The sequence below is a fragment of the Paenibacillus sp. PK1-4R genome (assembly GCF_030369595.1).
Taxonomy (GTDB): domain Bacteria; phylum Bacillota; class Bacilli; order Paenibacillales; family Paenibacillaceae; genus Paenibacillus.
In genome coordinates, this window is record NZ_CP126535.1 from 1,494,419 (window position 1) to 1,510,974 (window position 16,556).

The following is a 16,556-nucleotide window of genomic DNA, read 5'->3' on the forward strand; positions in this document are numbered from 1 at the left end:
AGGAGAGGGAATATGCAAGAGCAGATCAGGCTGGATGATAAGCTGGCAAACATGAAGGAACGGTTATTGCTGGATGACAAGCAGGGCAACATCTGGGACATTAGCGAACTTGCCGGTGACATTACGTACAAAACCTCCCGCATCGGCAAACCATCCTCTCTGGAATTCACGTTGATCAAGGGCAGTCTGTACCAAAATAAGAAATTCACATATGAGAATGGATATGTCGTGAAATATATCAGCAACGAGGTAGGCATATTTTACGGATATATCTTCTCGGTGGATAGTGGCAAGGACGAAAGTGTCAAAATCAAAGCCTACGACCAGACTCGTTATCTAACCGCGAATCAGACGTATAAGTTCGTTAATGCGACTGCTGCGGATGTAATTAAACGAATTGCAAAGGATTTTCTGTTGAAGACTGGTGATCTGATTCAGCCGAAATATGTTATTCCGCGTATGTTATTCGATAACAAAAAGCTGATTGACATGATCTGTGAGGCGTTGGACCGAACGCTGATCTATGGCGGTAAAAACTATATCTTCTACGATGATTTCGGCAAACTTGTGCTTCGGGATGTGGAAGAGATGCCTTACGGTTTTGTCATCGGGGATAACAGTCTGCTCACGGATTACAGTTATACGCGGTCAATTGACGACCAGACGTATAACAAGATCAAGCTGTATCGGGATAACAAGGATACGGGAAAAAGAGAAACCTATGTTCATCAGGACTCAGGCAGCATCCGTCAATGGGGGCTGCTTTTTTTGTACCAAAAAGCGGATGATGGCCTGAAGGAAGGCCAGATTGATGCCATGCTGAAGACCCTGATGACCCTACGTAACCGCGAGACGCAGACGTTGAAAGTGGATGCGCTTGGTGATTTCAAGGTGAGGGCAGGTAGTTTTGTCAACATCCAGATCGATGAACTGAAGATTAATCAATATTTTCTGGTAGACGAATGTACGCATAAGGTACAGGGGGGCGTGCACACGATGTCACTGGATTTGAAGGTGGTGTAACGATAAATGATGCTGGACGTGATTAAAAAGGCGGCGGTGGCCGCTGTAGATGCCAAGTCTCCCGTTCAGATAATGTACGGAAGTGTGACGAATACACAGCCTCTGGAGATCACCGTTGAACAACGGCTGGCATTGGCTGAACCTTTTCTGGTACTGCCAGAATCCGTAGTGAACAAAGCTTGGACCGTGGGTGACCATGTTTTGTTATTACGTGTTCAAGGTGGAGACAGCTTTGTTGTGCTGGATCGGCTGGTGAATCCATGATTCCACAAGGTGCGCAGATTAGTGCAGAAGATCTGGAAGAAGCTGCTGTGCTTCCGAGTCTGACGTATGTATTTCAAGCTTCGGGACAACGAATTGGAAGATTGCAACTGGATGGAAAAGATGCGGTAAAACAGGCGGTGTATAAAGCGTTGTCCACACGCCGCTACGAGCATCTAATCTATTCCTCGGATTACGGTATGGAATGGTCCTGGGAAGGAATGGCCGGGAGATCCATGGTTGAATCGGAACTGGAACGCTGGATTCGCGAAGCATTGCTTCCGGATGATCGCATTTCGGATGTAACCGAGTTCGATTTTGTCCACGAGGCTGACGGGGTACGGGTTTCTTTTACCGTGGAAACGGATTTTGGCAGCTTCAGGGAAGAGACGGAGGTGAACATGAATGTATGAAGAGCAGACGTTTGAAGTTATTTTAAACCGAATGCTGGATAGGGTACCAGATGGTGTGGATAAACGTGAAGGCAGCATTATCTATGATGCGCTTGCGCCTGCGGCTGTGGAAATGGCTCAGATGTATATCGAGCTGGATGTGAACGCCAACCTGAAGTTTGCGGATACAGCATCTGGAGAGTATCTGGATCGCGCGGTGGCTTGGTCTGGCATTAGTCGGAAAGCGGCCACGAAGGCACGTTGGGTTGGGAGTTTTCGGGATAACGAAGGTAAGCCTGTTGAGGTTCCTTTGGAGAGTCGTTTTTCCACTGGGGATCGGGTGTATGTTGTTGTGGAACGCATCGCGGCAGGGCAATATGTGTTGGAATGTGAGGTCGCGGGAGCGGAAGGTAATGAATATACGGGGGCACTACTGCCTATCGATTATATTGCCGGCTTGACGACGGCTGAATTGACACAGTTGCTGGTTCCTGGAGAAGACGAGGAAACGGATCAGGCCTTATATGATCGTTATCAGGATAAAGTTTCCCGTCCGGTCACGAGTGCCAACAAATATCAGTATGAGCTATGGGCACGGGAAAACTCCGGGGTTGGCAAAGCGAAGGCTTTTCCACTATGGGACGGGCCAGGTACAGTCAAGGTGGCATTGCTGAATAATGAAATGAAAACACCTGCTGATGCGGTTATTAAGGCGGTGCAGGAATATATCGATCCATCCCAGGATGGAATGGGTGAAGGTGCAGCTCCAATCGGGCCCGTGGTCACAGTGGTGGGGGCGGAAGAGGTGCATATTGATGTGGAGGTACAGGTTACGCTTGCTTCCGGTTCAACGTATGAGGGCGTGAAGACACTGATTGAAACGGGAGTTACGGCGTATCTGAAAGAACTGGCATTTGCAGATCCTTTGGTTCGTTGGACACGTATTGCCAATGTCATTCTGGATATCCCACCTGTGATCGATTATAGCGATCTGCTGGTGAATGGTGGGATGTACAATCTGGAGATTGCCCCCGGCGCAGTAGCCGTTCTTGGGACGGTGAAGGTGACATGAGTAAAGCAGAGGCATTAATGAATCTTTTGCCCCCATTGTATGAAAATGTGCTGGAGATGCAGCTTCTTACGGAGACCGAAGGTGTTGAGCTGGACAAGCTTACGGTGGGTTTGGAAAGTGTTCTGGATCAATTCTACCCGGAGTCTGCGACCTGGGCATTGGAACGTTATGAGCGGGATTTGCAGATTCCGACGAATCAAGCCAAGCCAGACGACCAGCGGAGATCCGTAATCATTTCCAAAATGCGCGGCAGCGGCAAAGTCTCTGGCTCCATGCTCAAGAACGTGGCGCAGGCGTACGAAAGTGGCGGGATTGATGTATCCGTATCGCCTGAGGAATACTTGATCCGAATTCGCTTCATCGACACATGGGGATTACCGCCCAATCTGGACGATCTGAAGGCGGCGATTGAGGATATTAAACCGGCACATATGACCGTGGAATACCGTCTACGGTATTTGACGATTTCGGAAGTTGAAAGCATGACGCTGGATGAGATTGAACAGACCCGGCAGGATAAATTTGCAGGAGGTGGAGCATAGATGAATGAACCAAAAACACCAAATTTGGGATTGAATAAGATTGACCGATCCTCGCCATCGACGACCTATTTTGATCTGGACAAGTATTTGGATCAGAACTGGGAGAAGGTTGATGAGGGTGTAGCGACTAAGCAAGATTTAGAGGAACTTCGTGAAGCGGTGGGTGAGATTGATGTTCCTGAAGCGTCTTTGACGCAGAAAGGTAAGGTGCAGTTGTCTAGTAAGACGGATGGCACGTCCGAGACGGTGGCGGCAACGGAGAAGGCGGTTAGGGATGCGAGGATTGCTACAAATTATGCAATTGATGTTCATGCCGACTCAATAGTTAATAGTTCGGAAACGCATGGCTTGCGAATCAAAGCTGGAAAGATGGAATATTATAATGGAATCATATGGACTCCAGTGGCTGCAGGTCCAACGACATCTACTGAAAACTTGACATATTATGTTAATGCTAGTACAGGATATGATGGTAATACAGGCTTATCTCCTGCCCAGGCTTTCAAAACTATAGCTAAGGCTATTTCAATCCTACCTGAAGTTATAAACCACAGAGTTTATGTAAGAGTGAATAAAGGAAACTATCCGGAGCAGATTATAATATCTGGAAAGTCAGGTATAGGTAGAATTTATTTGAACGCTTCCAACGAAGTGACAATAGGCAGCTGCTATTTAAATAATTGCTCAGTCGAAGTCGAGATATACGGATTTGATGTAATCAACACTCGAGGCACTTCTTTTCAAATTGAACTATGTAAATATGTACGGTTGAGCAATTGTAAATTTGAACAGGCAACTAGTGATACTGGTATTGGTGTTTTCATACGCAGTGCTTCTAATGTAGCCCTTATTGAAAATAAAATTAGCAACAAATATTATGCGCTATATGTGGATTTAATTAGCCATGTGTATGCTGAGAAAAACACAGGTAGTAATAACTATCTAGCTTTGTATGTCGTTGGTGGATCCGTAGTATCAAAATCAGATTCACAGCTACAAGGTTCGGAACTTACTTTTGGTGGTGGGGTAATTCGATGAAGTTTTTAAGTAGTTCAATTTCAGTTTCAATATTGGTTTCGAATTGTGACAGAGAGGAAAAACATAATTATGTATTAGGAAGTTGAAACCTTTTTTGGGGATTATTTATAAGTTAATTTTTGTATTGTAAAGTTGATAGATTATATTATACTTAACTTTTATTTTGAACAGGGAAGTACTGTTTGGGTTGATTAATTGGAAACTTTGCTTGTTACGTTTGAGAGAAGAAGAATACTAAAGAAACTTAAAGATTAATTGAGGTGAAACCATGGAACGATGGGATACCCTATGGAAATGGGGAATTGCACTCATGAGCAGCTCGGTAACCTACTTCTTCGGAGGCTGGTCAGGCGTGCTCGGTGTATTACTCGTATTCGTCATCCTCGACTACCTAACTGGTATCGCGGCGGCGGGTATGAGTGGGAAATTAGAAAGTAACGTAGGCATGTTCGGCATCGCACGAAAGGTATTTATATTTGCAATGGTATCGGTGGCTCATCTGGTGGACGGTGTTCTGGGAGACGGACATTTGTTCAGGGATGCGGTCGCCTTTTTTTATATCGCAAATGAGTTATTGTCCATTATCGAAAACGGGGGCAAGTTGGGCGCTCCGATTCCGCCTGTGATTAGACAGGCAATTGAAGTGCTCAAGGGCAAAGGGGGAACCGGGGAACTCCCCGGTAACTTCTCCCCGAGTGCCAAAGATTCTTTTTCACAGGCAGATCCAGATGACATAGATTCACAGACTGGAGATAGTAAGAAGTAATGCACTATAGCAAGCTAGCACTTGAAACTACACATATCTCAAACACATCAGGGACACGCACACAAGCAACCCCTAATCCAACCGCATTAACTATAGGAGCATTTTGCATCAATCCAGAGAGTGACATCCAATCAGCAATGTATAGATCAGAATGCTCTAATCTGTCTATACTTGTACCTGGGAACGCTTGAATCGAATGATGTAAAATGCTGATACAAACGGCAATTTGCCGCATAAAGGGTGTGAGAAACATGCAAACGAGAAGTTCGGGCAACACACAGGGCATTGACGTCTCCCGATACCAGGGCAATATTGACTGGGCGAAGGTGAAGGCAAGTGGCATGACATTTGTATTCATCAAGGCGACTGAGGGACAGACATATACCGATCCAAATTACCAGAAAAATGTAACAGGTGCACTGGCAGCGGGCATGCTGGTCGGAACGTACCATTTCTTCCGCGCGACATCTACCGATGGTGCCAAGGCAGAGGCGGCACATTATGCCAATACACTTAACAAAGTGGGAGGCGCCAAAGCGCTACAACTTCCACCCGTCATGGATTACGAAAACAACCCTGGCAACCTGAGCAAAGCGCAGATGAATACAGTTGCCAAAGCTTTTTTGACCGAATTACAACGTCTGACAGGTGTAAAACCGATCCTATACACGGGCAATTCATTTGCCGGGAATTTTGACACATCACTCAGCTCATACGATCTGTGGATCGCGCGTTACAGCAACACTCGTGTACCGGACGACCAGCCGGCATGGAAGCGTTGGACGTTCTGGCAGTATACGGATTCAGGCAAGGTGAATGGCATTAGTGGCAACGTGGATATGAATGAATTCGAGGGAACAGCGGCAGAGCTTAGAGCAAGATACGCAGCAGCTACTCCGAAACCACCGGAGCCTTCCAATCCAAGTAATCCGAATCCACCAACCGAACCACCGAAAGGGGGCGAACCGATGACAGCCGAAGAGAAAGCAGCGTTTGACGCGCTCAAATCCCAGGTTGATAAACTGCAGGCGCGTCAGCAAATGGAAGTTCCAGTATGGGCGAAAGCAGCTGTGGATGCAGCACTTGCATATGACACCAAAAATCCATTGTTCAGTATCGATAATGGGGCAAGTTATGATTTTTACCGTTTTATTACCGTGATGCATCGCAGAGGTTTATTTAAAAAGTGAGCAGATTCTTAGCAAATTAAAATGGTGATCTTATCTGAATGTGGATGGAGTGGAGAAGGGACACGAGACGATTTTTGTCGAACTGTGTTCCTTTTTTGTGTTTTGTGTAAGTAATATTAACGCATATAATAAAGTTGAAGACTTATGTCTGTAAATCTCTTGTCTAATTGATTAATGTGATGTAAAGTAAGTTACACGAAATTGTTTTTCACCACAGTTTATTTACACAATCCTCCTCATCATGACAAAACCATAACATATGAAGTTATTGTAATGTCTCCCTGTTGTACAATCCAACATCTCAAGATGACTCGTTCATACATTTTACTTATCCAATCTGCAAGAGAAAGCCACCGATTTAAACAACTTACACGATTCATCAAACAACCTAGTCTATGTTGAGTTTCTTTCATCCGTAATGCTTACGAACGATAACGATACCTAATCCGGTCTCCACACTCCATGCTCAACACGATACGCTCAAGGAACAGACTTTATTGCGTAGCCAGCAGCGTAGTATCCATATGCCTATCAGTATCTTTAATCTACCAACTTAAACTTGCTCTTACCAGTCCATACCCACTCACTGTTACTTATTGACCTTAGTTCAAATAAAACGCAACAATTTCATTCGATTTCATAGATTCATCTCACAAGATACGTTGTTGAACCTTTTTCATTTTCTATAAAAGTAATCAAACGACGTCCTCAATCCATGTGCACGATCTGAAATTTACCTGTATTCCATACGTGTCCCATGCTGTGTTTACATTTCATCCATGCCGTACTTTTCCCAGAACATTAATTCAGGTATCACAGGCATCTAAAGCCTTTTATATGATACATAGCACCAAACCGATTGCCAACATTGGAGATCTTTCATGCCAGCATCACACACATTATGAGACAGGGAAGGGTGTTGTACGTATGCGAATGAGAAAGAAATGGATGTCCGGTTTTTTGACTCTGGCTTTGAGCACCGTCTTGGTGTTGTCAGGCTGCTCAAGCAATGAGGGGGCTGGGAATTCGCCTGCTCCCGCGGAAGGCAGCGAGCCGCCAGCCGAAGTGACGGAAGCGCAAGATACGATGATTATGGGGCGTGGTGGGGATTCCGTCGCACTCGACCCGGCGATTGTGACCGATGGAGAGTCGCTGAAGATTGGACATCAGGTGTTTGATTCGTTGCTGGACTACAAGGAAGGTGGAACAGAAGTCGTTCCTGGACTAGCAGAGAGCTGGGAGATTTCGGCGGATGGACTCAAGTATGTGTTTAAGCTGAAGTCCGGTGTGAAATTCCATGATGGAACTGACTTCAATGCGGAGGCTGTTGTGTTCAATTTTAACCGCTGGGGTGATCCGGCGAGTGAATATAAATTCGAAGGAGATTCCTTCGATTATTACGATTCCATGTTTGGTCCAGAGGACGGACGTGTGATCAAGGAAGTGAAGGCGACGGACGAGACTACGGTGGAGTTCACATTGAACCAACCACAAGCGCCTTTCCTGCAAAATATTGCGATGACGCCATTTGGCATTGCCAGCCCAACCGCGATTCAGGAGAAAAAAGAAAACTTCAAGAGCGAGCCTGTGGGCACGGGCCCATTTGTATTCAAAGAGTGGAAGCGTAACGACTCCATCACCCTGGAGAAAAACGCGGATTATTGGAAAGAAGGACTGCCAAAGCTGAACAAAGTGATCGTGCGTTCCATTCCGGATAACACGGCTCGTTTCAATGCCCTACAAAACGGCGAGATTGATGTCATGGAAGATCTGAACCCGGACGATCTGTCCATCCTTGAAGGCAACAGCGAGTTGCAGAAGATCGAGCGTCCACCGTTCAATGTGGCGTATATCGGCTTTAACTTCAAGAAGAAACCATTTGATAATGTCAAAGTCAGACAAGCCCTCAACCATGCGGTGAACAAGCAGGCCCTCATTGATGCGTTCTTTGCTGGACAAGCTGAGCCTGCCGTGAACCCGATGCCGCCAACGCTGTGGGGATACAACGATACCATTGAGGATTACCCATATGATCTGGAAAAAGCAAAAGCTCTACTCGCCGAAGCTGGATTCCCTGACGGATTGCCTGATCCGGTAACCTTCTATGCAATGCCGGTATCCCGCCCGTATATGCCTGATGGCAAGAAGGTAGCGGAAGCGATCCAGGCTGATTTTGAGAAAATTGGTGTGACTACAAACATCGAATCCCCGGAATGGGCGACGTATCTGGATGATGCCAAGGCCGGGGAGAAAGATGATATCTACATGCTCGGCTGGACGGGTGACAACGGGGATCCGGATAACTTCCTGTACACTTTGCTGGACAAAGACGCCATTCCGGGCAATAACCGCAGCTTCTATGTCAACGAAGAGTTGCATGTGTTGCTGACCGATGCGCAGAAAGAAACAGATCAGGAGAAACGTGCCGAGCTTTACAAACAAGCGCAGGCAATTATCAAGGAAGACGCACCGTGGATTCCACTTGTGCATACCACCCCAATTCTGGCGGGTAAATCAAACCTGAAAGGTTTTGTACCATCTCCGCTGGGTAGTGAATCCTATGCCGGGGCCTACTTCGAATAGCGTAGAGGGAAGTTGAATCTGAATATGCATCTAACGCATTAACCATTCTTTCTATCAAAGCGCTGGTGAGACGAAATGCTTGGCAGAACCCACATCTGGACGTAACTATCCAAAGCATGCGTGTCTGCCGGCGCTTTTTATTTTTGCACGATTTGTCGAAGGCAGGTGAACAGGATTGAACAGCTATATTGTCAAACGTGTGCTTGTGTTGCTGCCCGTACTGCTGGGCATGACCCTGATCGTCTTTTCCATCATCCACGCGATTCCGGGTGATCCGGCCGAGACCATACTTGGGCAAAAGGCAACCGAACAATCCAAGCAGGCCCTTCGGGACCAGCTCGGTCTGGATAAACCCTGGTTCCAGCAATATTTCGCCTACTTGGGCGATTTGCTCAAAGGAGACCTGGGAACGTCCATCCGCACCAAGGTGCCTATTGCCCAGGAAATTGTGCCTTATCTGACAGCAACCCTTGAATTAACGATGGCAAGTATGTTGTTTGCTGTCATTATTGGGGTGAATGCCGGGATTGTCAGTGCATGGAAGCACAACTCCTGGTTTGATTATTGCTGTATGGTCATTGCTTTGGTGGGTGTATCCATGCCGATCTTCTGGCTGGGTCTGATGGAACAATGGCTGTTTGCGAACAAGTTGCAGTGGCTGCCTTCCATTGGACGAATGAATGCACGTGATCCGGTGGAAGCCATTACGGGCTTGTATGTGCTGGATACGATGATTGCCGGACGCTGGGATCAGTTGTGGACCGTAACCAAACATTTGTTACTCCCAAGTATTGCGCTCGGTACGATCCCGATGGCCGTTATTGCCCGGATGACTCGTTCCAGCATGCTGGAAGTGATGAGTTCCGATTACATTCGTACAGCGAAGGCGAAGGGGCTGGGGCCATTTTTTGTTGTATATGGACATGCACTCAAAAATGCGTTTATACCCGTGCTTACGGTTATCGGCATCCAGACCGGATCGCTGCTTGGGGGTGCGGTGTTGACCGAAACGATCTTTGCCTGGCCTGGTGTGGGACGTTATATATATGAAGCGATTAGTTCGCGGGACTATCCGGTGATCCAGAGTGGCATTCTGATCGTGGCGTTTTTTTTCGTGGTGATCAATCTGATTGTAGATTTGCTCTACGCCGTGTTTGATCCTCGTATTAGTTATAAATAGGAACTCCATCAAGAACCACACTGCAGAAGCGAAGCTAAAAGCTTTCTAAAAGAAAGCTACATCGGAAGCATAGGCTGCACATTTATCATCGAATTTTCACCTTTAAATAGGTGGATCAATATAATCTGGGGATAACAGCGATCAGAAGATGATACTGCAATCGTAGTGCTTGAGTGTAATAGAACTCGTTGATCTTTTGTTATATTCATATCCAAGAAAGGAGACGCCGCATGGCCAAATTATCGACCAATACCGGACCATCCATTGACGCTGCGTCGGCGAGCACATCCGGTCCATGGCGGGAAGCGTGGAGAACGTTTCGGAAAAATCGGCTTGCGCTTGCTGGTCTGATTATTATCGTATTTTTTATCCTGTTGGCCTTCCTTGCGCCCTACATCGCACCTTACGATTACAAGGAACAGGTGCTGGTGGATCGGCTTCAGGCTCCTTCGGCAGAGCATTGGTTTGGTACCGATGATCTGGGGCGTGACGTGTTTTCCAGAGTGCTGCACGGGGCGCGTATTTCCTTGTGGGTGGGCTTTTTCTCCGTCATTGGATCTATTATCGCGGGCACGTTGCTTGGTTTAATTGCAGGATTTTATGGAAAATGGGCGGACATGCTTATCTCGCGTCTATTTGATATCTTGCTCGCCTTTCCGGGGATTTTACTAGCCATCGCCATTGTGGCGATATTGGGCCCGTCTTTGCAAAATGCACTGCTCGCCATCGCCATCGTGAACATCCCGACCTACGGAAGATTGGTGCGTTCACGGGTACTCAGCTTGAGACAGGAGGAATTCATTACGTCGGCACGGACACTCGGAGCGGGCAACGGGCGAATCTTGTTTCGCCACATCTTGCCCAACAGCCTTACTCCTCTGATCGTGCAAGGTACACTTGGAATTGGAACGGCGATCATTGAGGCCGCTGCACTCGGATTTCTAGGTATGGGTGCACAACCACCCGACCCGGAATGGGGCAAAATGCTGTCGGACTCCCGTCAGTTTATACAAAAAGCCCCGTGGACACTGATTTTCCCCGGCGTTTCAATTATGTTAACCGTTCTCGGCTTCAACCTCATGGGCGATGGACTACGCGATACCCTTGATCCGAAAATGGCGAAAAAGTAGAATTCTCAAACTCTAACCGTAACACTAACTTCTGCTCAAACTCAAAATCAAAATCAAATCGTAACCGTAACCGTAACCTATAACCCAAGCTCGAACTCAAGCTGTAACTTTGATTTGAAACCCTAGCTCTGCAACCCTAACTTTTTCTGTAACGCAGCATACGCGCCATCGCTAACTCTAAAACTAATCGCATGTGCTAATTTTTAGACATAATCCTATTTGTAGCTGTTACGCTAACTTCTCCTTCAACTCTAAAGAACCCGGGAGCCCTTATTTTACGATTTCCAGACAATTTCCCAATCTAACGAACTTCACACACGATATTATGTGAAAAGCCTGAGGAAATTCTCGAAAGGTTGGCTAAAGGCGAGCAATAGCGTGTCTACAATTCGTTAGATAATAAATTCATCCTAAAAAGGCTATTTTACGCCTCTGAGGTTCGTTAGCGCGTAACTACCATGCTGTTCAGGACATTCAAGCAACCACAATACCAAGGTACCAACATACTAATATCCCAACGTACCCATACATCAGTCTCGACACAGTAAGGTCGAGGATACTCCAAGGTACATTAGATGAAATATGTTTTAACGCTATCTACTATATCAACAGACACATTATAATCTTTCACCATGCCGGTTCGAACTTTGGTTCGAGGCGGCTTTTGTTTTACCTGCGGGATTACGGTAAAATAATTGGTGATGTGCAAAAATTGAAGGGTTATTCGATCTTTTTGTTAAAATAACCGCCTGCGTATTGACACCCAATTTTCCCATATGTTATATAAAAGGAAGGGTTTAGCACTCCGATCATTAGAGTGCTAACAAATGATATTTTTACTATACGCCTACATATGGAATGGTTCTGTTTTTGAAAATAGATATTGAACCTGAGTCAGACATGCGAAGCCCAAAGGGGCACAACAGACCTGACGCGGCATTCCACGTTTAATAAAAGATATCACTTCATTGATGATCTCTATCCTAAAAATCAGTCGCTGATCAGATGCAAAAGTAGTGCAGGGGACGAAATCGATTTGGAGGAAGCGAAGCGTTCGCCTTTATCACCGGATTTCTCCCTTTTTAAAAGGGAATCAAAGAAATACGGGGATAACAGCGATCCGAAAAACGATTCGTAACCGGAACGGCTACATTGCAGAATGTCGTGCACTTATTTTTACAATGAGCCAGTTAGAAGTGAAGCACAATATCTTTGGACTAGAGCGATCAAAGGTTTTTGAGTCTACTGATGGCCGCAGGATTATCTCAGTTACTTTCTATTTTCAATCAAATCATTCGATATCCAAATTTGAAAGGAGTCAAACCACTCATGGCTAAAAAAGAATTCCAGGCTGAATCCAAACGTTTGCTGGATATGATGATCAACTCCATTTACACCCAAAGAGAAATCTTTTTGAGAGAATTGATCTCCAACTCCAGTGACGCCATTGATAAAATTTATTACAGAGCACTGACGGACGATTCGCTCGTTTTCAACAAAGAGGACTACTTCATCAAGCTCACGATCGACAAAGAAAACCGCACCCTCACACTGACAGATACCGGAATTGGGATGACGCAGGAAGAGCTGGAGAACAACCTGGGGGTTATCGCGAAGAGTGGCTCCCTGGCGTTCAAGAAAGAAAATGAAGCAAAAGACGGTCACAACATCATTGGACAATTCGGGGTTGGTTTCTACTCGGCATTTATGGTGGCGGACAAGCTGACCGTAACAAGTAAAACGCTGGGCAGCGACGAGGCTTGGAAATGGGAGTCCGAAGGCGCGGATGGTTACACGATCACACCAGCTGAGAAAGATTCTGTAGGTACAGAGATCGTCCTGACGATCAAAGGAAATACCGAAGAAGATTCGTATGACGAATTTTTGGAAGAGTACCGCCTGAGATCCATCATCAAGAAATACTCCGACTTCATTCGCTACCCAATCAAGATGGATGTAACGGGTCAACGTCCGAAAGAGGGCACGGAGAACGAATTCGAGGAATACCAAGAAGAACAAACCGTGAACAGCATGGTGCCGATCTGGCGTAAAAATAAAAGCGAACTGACCGAAGAAGATTACAATAACTTCTATATGGAAAAACGCTACGGTTTTGACAAACCGCTCAAACACCTGCACATCAGCGCAGATGGCGCAGTGGTATACAATGCAATCCTGTTTATTCCGGAGAATACGCCGTTTGACTACTATACGAAAGAGTATGAAAAAGGCCTTGAGTTATACTCCAACGGTGTATTGATCATGGATAAATGCGGGGATCTGTTGCCAGATTACTTCGGATTTGTAAAAGGTATGGTGGATTCCGAAGATCTATCCCTGAATATTTCCCGTGAGATGTTGCAACATGACCGTCAGCTTAGCCTGATCGCGAAGAACATTAAGAACAAAATCAAGAGCCAACTGCAAAGCCTGTTGAAGGACGAGCGTGAGAACTACGAGAAGTTCTACCAAGCGTTTGGACGTCAGTTGAAATATGGTGTATACAGCGACTATGGTGTGAATAAGGATACATTGCAGGATCTGCTGTTGTTCACGTCTTCCAAAGAGAGCAAACTCGTTAGCCTGGACGAATACGTCTCCAGAATGCCGGAAGATCAGAAGTACATCTACTATGCATCTGGTGAATCCATTAGCCGTATTGAGAAGCTGCCACAGATCGAGGGTGTTCTTGAGAAAGGGTACGAAGTATTGTACTTTACTGATGACATCGACGAGTTCGCAATCAAGATGATCACGAACTACAAGGAGAAAGAATTCAAATCCATCTCCAGTGGTGACCTGGGTATCGAAGATAGCGCGGACAAAGAAGAAACGGACGCTCAGGACAACGACAACAAAGAGTTGTTTGAAGCGATGCAAGCTCAATTGGCCGGCAAAGTCAAAGCGGTTAAAGCTTCCAAACGTCTCAGAAGCCACCCGGTATGTTTGTCCACTGAAGGTGAATTGACGATTGAAATGGAGAAAATCTTGAAAGCTATGCCAAACAGCGAAAACGTACAAGCCGACAAAGTGCTGGAAATCAACGTGAATCACGATGTTTTCAAATCGTTGAAAGACGCTTTCGCGCAAGATCAGGAAAAACTGAACCTCTACACTAGCCTGCTGTACCATCAGGCATTGTTAATCGAAGGATTGCCAATTCAAGATCCAGTAGAGTTCACCAACGATATCTGTAAGGTTATGGTGTAAACTTCCGCAATATCGCAGTGATGGAATAACGGTGCACTTAATCAAAAGTGATGGAATGTTCCATGCAGTTTCCGGGTCCAAGGCGCAGTGCTTATATGGCTTGGAAACTACAAAATACCGTTGCACCCACCATCTCCACCCCGACAGGGCGTTTCAGTCCTGTCGGTTTTTTTGTTTTTACCCACAACGGGGAGGGCGCGGGGGAGACAGACTATCATTGAAGCAAATGATGATATTATTATAAGTTGAACTTGATCTTCACTCCAATTTTAGCGAGATAACTGGTGAATACCATTATGTATTTTAAGTACAGCAAAAGTAGTGAAGGGGACGGAATCGATTCTGAAGAAGCGAAGCGTTCGCCTGAAAGCTTTCTGTAAGAAAGCTGCATCGGAAGCATACGCTATTCCCGAATTTCTTCCTTTTTAAAGGGAATTCAGAAAACCTGGAGACAACAGCGATCATAAGAACGATCCGTAACCGGAACGGCCACCTGTTGGCACAGTGAGTACTTATGGTTGTTCTGCTATGGGAGCGAGCATATGTGAATAATGAGTTCAATATGAATCATTGTCATTTAGATGCACGGATGATAGTCTGGCAGGGTATAATAAGAGAAGATGACTGTTCATTACAAGTTGATGTAAGAAGAGATGACAATCGCAGACAGGTTTTACTTTTCGAAACCACAGATGTTGTGTATAATCACTCAAAATAGAGACAGTCGGCTAGGAGTGATCCCCATGCAATGGAACGATCTGAGAGAACATAGACAATATCCTGAATTAACCAAATTGGATGGATCTCGTGCAGCGTATGAACGGGACTATTCCAGACTCATTCATTCACCGACCTTCCGTCGGTTACAGGGCAAATCGCAGGTGTTTGGCGCAGGAACGGGTGATTATTATCGTACTCGCTTGACCCATTCCCTGGAGGTGGCACAGATTGCACGAGAGGCTGCCCGAAGTTTGATTCGCCGTTTTCCTGAGGTAGACTGGGACCGTGCGGACAACCCCGGCCTTATTATTGATTCAGAAGTGGTGGAGTGCGCTGCAATCGCACATGATTTTGGTCACCCGCCGTTTGGACATAAAGGTGAAGAAGTATTAGATGGTATTCTGGATGACCTCATTAACACCGAGGCTAAGAAAATCATGAAAAAAAGCCGCAGTGCCAAAGTTCCCAAGGTGGAGTCTGAAGTCCGTGCCGAGTTAAAACGGAAATACGAGCATTTTGAAGGCAATGCGCATAACTTCCGTCTCATTATGCACTTGGAGAAGCGTGAAGATATCGACGGACTAAACCTGTCTGATGCGGTATTACTAGGGATAAACAAATATCCGTACCCTGGGACAGAGAGCAAAAAAGGCATGTATCATCATGAGTGGCAATATATTCGGGAGATTCGTGACCGCTGGAACGTGCCGGCAGGCAAGAAGACGCTGGAAGCACAGTTGATGGACCTTTGCGACGATATTGCTTACTCCTCACATGACCTGGAGGATGGCATCAAAGCAGGCAAAATTGAAGTACATGAGCATTTCCTGCAAGATCCGCATGTGAATCGATTGATTGTGGATAAAATTACAACGCTGGAGGATCTGTTCTGGAACGGATGGACCCGAGAAGCGATTGGGCAAAAGGTAGAAGAGGTCCTCGCTTCGTTCCTGCGCATCTGGAATGAGAAGATGCCGTTCTGCGAGCATGATTACTCGCGTACCCGTCGTGAGGTGAAAGCCTACTGGGTGAGCTTTTTTGTAGGCAGCCTGGGCGTTATTGACGACGGTGACTGGAAGAAGGTAACTTTTGTCCGTGAAGGGGCTGAAGACCTTGATATGCTGCGTACGGTGAGTGTGCTCAAGAGTTTTGCCTGGGTGACCATGATTCGTGACCTGCGTGTACAGCGGCTACAGAAGCGCAGTGAGTGGATGATTAAGCGATTATGGGATGCATTCCTCGATCCGGAAACGTCCAAATCCATTATTCCATCCGACTGGCTGCAGCGGTATGAGAAGGATCAAGCCAAAGCCCAGCCGATCTGGACTTGGGAGCACATGGTGATCGATTATATCGCAGGAATGACGGATGCATTTGCCGAGAAAATATATAATGAACTCTACGGTCTGAAGGTGGGTTCGATCTACGATCTGGATTAAAATTAACCGA

Annotated in this window: 13 protein-coding genes; all 13 read left to right on the top strand. The window is 46.1% G+C overall.

The annotated features are described in order from the left end of the window. Positions 1–12: 12 nt before the first annotated feature. The 13 genes from QNO02_RS06220 to QNO02_RS06280 all read left to right on the top strand — a co-directional run bounded on the left by QNO02_RS06220 (position 13) and on the right by QNO02_RS06280 (position 16,546). The gene (locus QNO02_RS06220) at positions 13–1,023 is read left to right on the top strand and encodes an XkdQ/YqbQ family protein (protein WP_289391464.1); all 1,011 of its coding nucleotides are present in this window, start codon (positions 13–15) and stop codon (positions 1,021–1,023) included. 6 nt (positions 1,024–1,029) lie between these two features. After that, positions 1,030–1,287 (top strand): DUF2577 family protein, encoded by a 258-nt coding sequence (locus tag QNO02_RS06225; protein WP_051447218.1) that lies wholly within the window; start codon positions 1,030–1,032, stop codon positions 1,285–1,287. Next, positions 1,284–1,697: a DUF2634 domain-containing protein gene (locus QNO02_RS06230; protein ID WP_289391466.1), complete on the top strand. Its 414-nt coding sequence runs from the start codon at positions 1,284–1,286 to the stop codon at positions 1,695–1,697. Before QNO02_RS06225 ends, QNO02_RS06230 begins: the two co-directional genes overlap by 4 nt. Continuing rightward, positions 1,690–2,748, top strand: coding sequence for a baseplate J/gp47 family protein (locus tag QNO02_RS06235; RefSeq protein WP_289391467.1), 1,059 nt, complete (start codon positions 1,690–1,692; stop codon positions 2,746–2,748). The genes QNO02_RS06230 and QNO02_RS06235 overlap by 8 nt, the downstream gene beginning before the upstream one ends. Further along, on the top strand, positions 2,745–3,290 hold the full coding sequence (locus QNO02_RS06240; RefSeq protein WP_289391468.1) for a putative phage tail protein: 546 nt from the start codon (positions 2,745–2,747) through the stop codon (positions 3,288–3,290). Before QNO02_RS06235 ends, QNO02_RS06240 begins: the two co-directional genes overlap by 4 nt. Beyond that, positions 3,291–4,328: a phage tail protein gene (locus tag QNO02_RS06245; protein ID WP_289391469.1), complete on the top strand. Its 1,038-nt coding sequence runs from the start codon at positions 3,291–3,293 to the stop codon at positions 4,326–4,328. Positions 4,329–4,596: 268 nt separating this feature from the next. Next, the gene (locus QNO02_RS06250) at positions 4,597–5,094 is read left to right on the top strand and encodes a phage holin family protein (RefSeq protein ID WP_289391470.1); all 498 of its coding nucleotides are present in this window, start codon (positions 4,597–4,599) and stop codon (positions 5,092–5,094) included. A 251-nt stretch (positions 5,095–5,345) separates the two neighbouring features. After that, complete coding sequence (locus QNO02_RS06255) at positions 5,346–6,284, top strand: glycoside hydrolase family 25 protein (protein ID WP_289391471.1); 939 nt, start codon at positions 5,346–5,348, stop codon at positions 6,282–6,284. 933 nt (positions 6,285–7,217) lie between these two features. Beyond that, the gene (locus QNO02_RS06260) at positions 7,218–8,867 is read left to right on the top strand and encodes an ABC transporter substrate-binding protein (RefSeq protein ID WP_289392697.1); all 1,650 of its coding nucleotides are present in this window, start codon (positions 7,218–7,220) and stop codon (positions 8,865–8,867) included. Positions 8,868–9,042: 175 nt separating this feature from the next. Continuing rightward, entirely contained in the window at positions 9,043–10,047 is a 1,005-nt protein-coding gene (locus tag QNO02_RS06265; protein ID WP_249911555.1) for an ABC transporter permease, read from the top strand. 230 nt (positions 10,048–10,277) lie between these two features. Beyond that, positions 10,278–11,177: a nickel transporter permease gene (nikC, locus tag QNO02_RS06270; protein WP_124117053.1), complete on the top strand. Its 900-nt coding sequence runs from the start codon at positions 10,278–10,280 to the stop codon at positions 11,175–11,177. Positions 11,178–12,506: 1,329 nt separating this feature from the next. After that, the gene (gene htpG, locus QNO02_RS06275; RefSeq protein ID WP_289391472.1) at positions 12,507–14,387 is read left to right on the top strand and encodes a molecular chaperone HtpG; all 1,881 of its coding nucleotides are present in this window, start codon (positions 12,507–12,509) and stop codon (positions 14,385–14,387) included. A gap of 743 nt (positions 14,388–15,130) precedes the next feature. Beyond that, the gene (locus tag QNO02_RS06280) at positions 15,131–16,546 is read left to right on the top strand and encodes a deoxyguanosinetriphosphate triphosphohydrolase family protein (RefSeq protein WP_076209597.1); all 1,416 of its coding nucleotides are present in this window, start codon (positions 15,131–15,133) and stop codon (positions 16,544–16,546) included. Positions 16,547–16,556: the final 10 nt, after the last annotated feature.

Excerpts from the sequence above, each read along its gene's own strand:
- QNO02_RS06220 (WP_289391464.1), top strand. The coding sequence starts at position 13 with ATGCAAGAGCAGATCAGGCTGGATGATAAGCTGGCAAACATGAAGGAA.
- QNO02_RS06225 (WP_051447218.1), top strand. The coding sequence starts at position 1,030 with ATGATGCTGGACGTGATTAAAAAGGCGGCGGTGGCCGCTGTAGATGCC.
- QNO02_RS06230 (WP_289391466.1), top strand. The coding sequence starts at position 1,284 with ATGATTCCACAAGGTGCGCAGATTAGTGCAGAAGATCTGGAAGAAGCT.
- QNO02_RS06235 (WP_289391467.1), top strand. The coding sequence starts at position 1,690 with ATGTATGAAGAGCAGACGTTTGAAGTTATTTTAAACCGAATGCTGGAT.
- QNO02_RS06240 (WP_289391468.1), top strand. The coding sequence starts at position 2,745 with ATGAGTAAAGCAGAGGCATTAATGAATCTTTTGCCCCCATTGTATGAA.
- QNO02_RS06245 (WP_289391469.1), top strand. The coding sequence starts at position 3,291 with ATGAATGAACCAAAAACACCAAATTTGGGATTGAATAAGATTGACCGA.
- QNO02_RS06250 (WP_289391470.1), top strand. The coding sequence starts at position 4,597 with ATGGAACGATGGGATACCCTATGGAAATGGGGAATTGCACTCATGAGC.
- QNO02_RS06255 (WP_289391471.1), top strand. The coding sequence starts at position 5,346 with ATGCAAACGAGAAGTTCGGGCAACACACAGGGCATTGACGTCTCCCGA.
- QNO02_RS06260 (WP_289392697.1), top strand. The coding sequence starts at position 7,218 with ATGAGAAAGAAATGGATGTCCGGTTTTTTGACTCTGGCTTTGAGCACC.
- nikC (WP_124117053.1), top strand. The coding sequence starts at position 10,278 with ATGGCCAAATTATCGACCAATACCGGACCATCCATTGACGCTGCGTCG.
- htpG (WP_289391472.1), top strand. The coding sequence starts at position 12,507 with ATGGCTAAAAAAGAATTCCAGGCTGAATCCAAACGTTTGCTGGATATG.
- QNO02_RS06280 (WP_076209597.1), top strand. The coding sequence starts at position 15,131 with ATGCAATGGAACGATCTGAGAGAACATAGACAATATCCTGAATTAACC.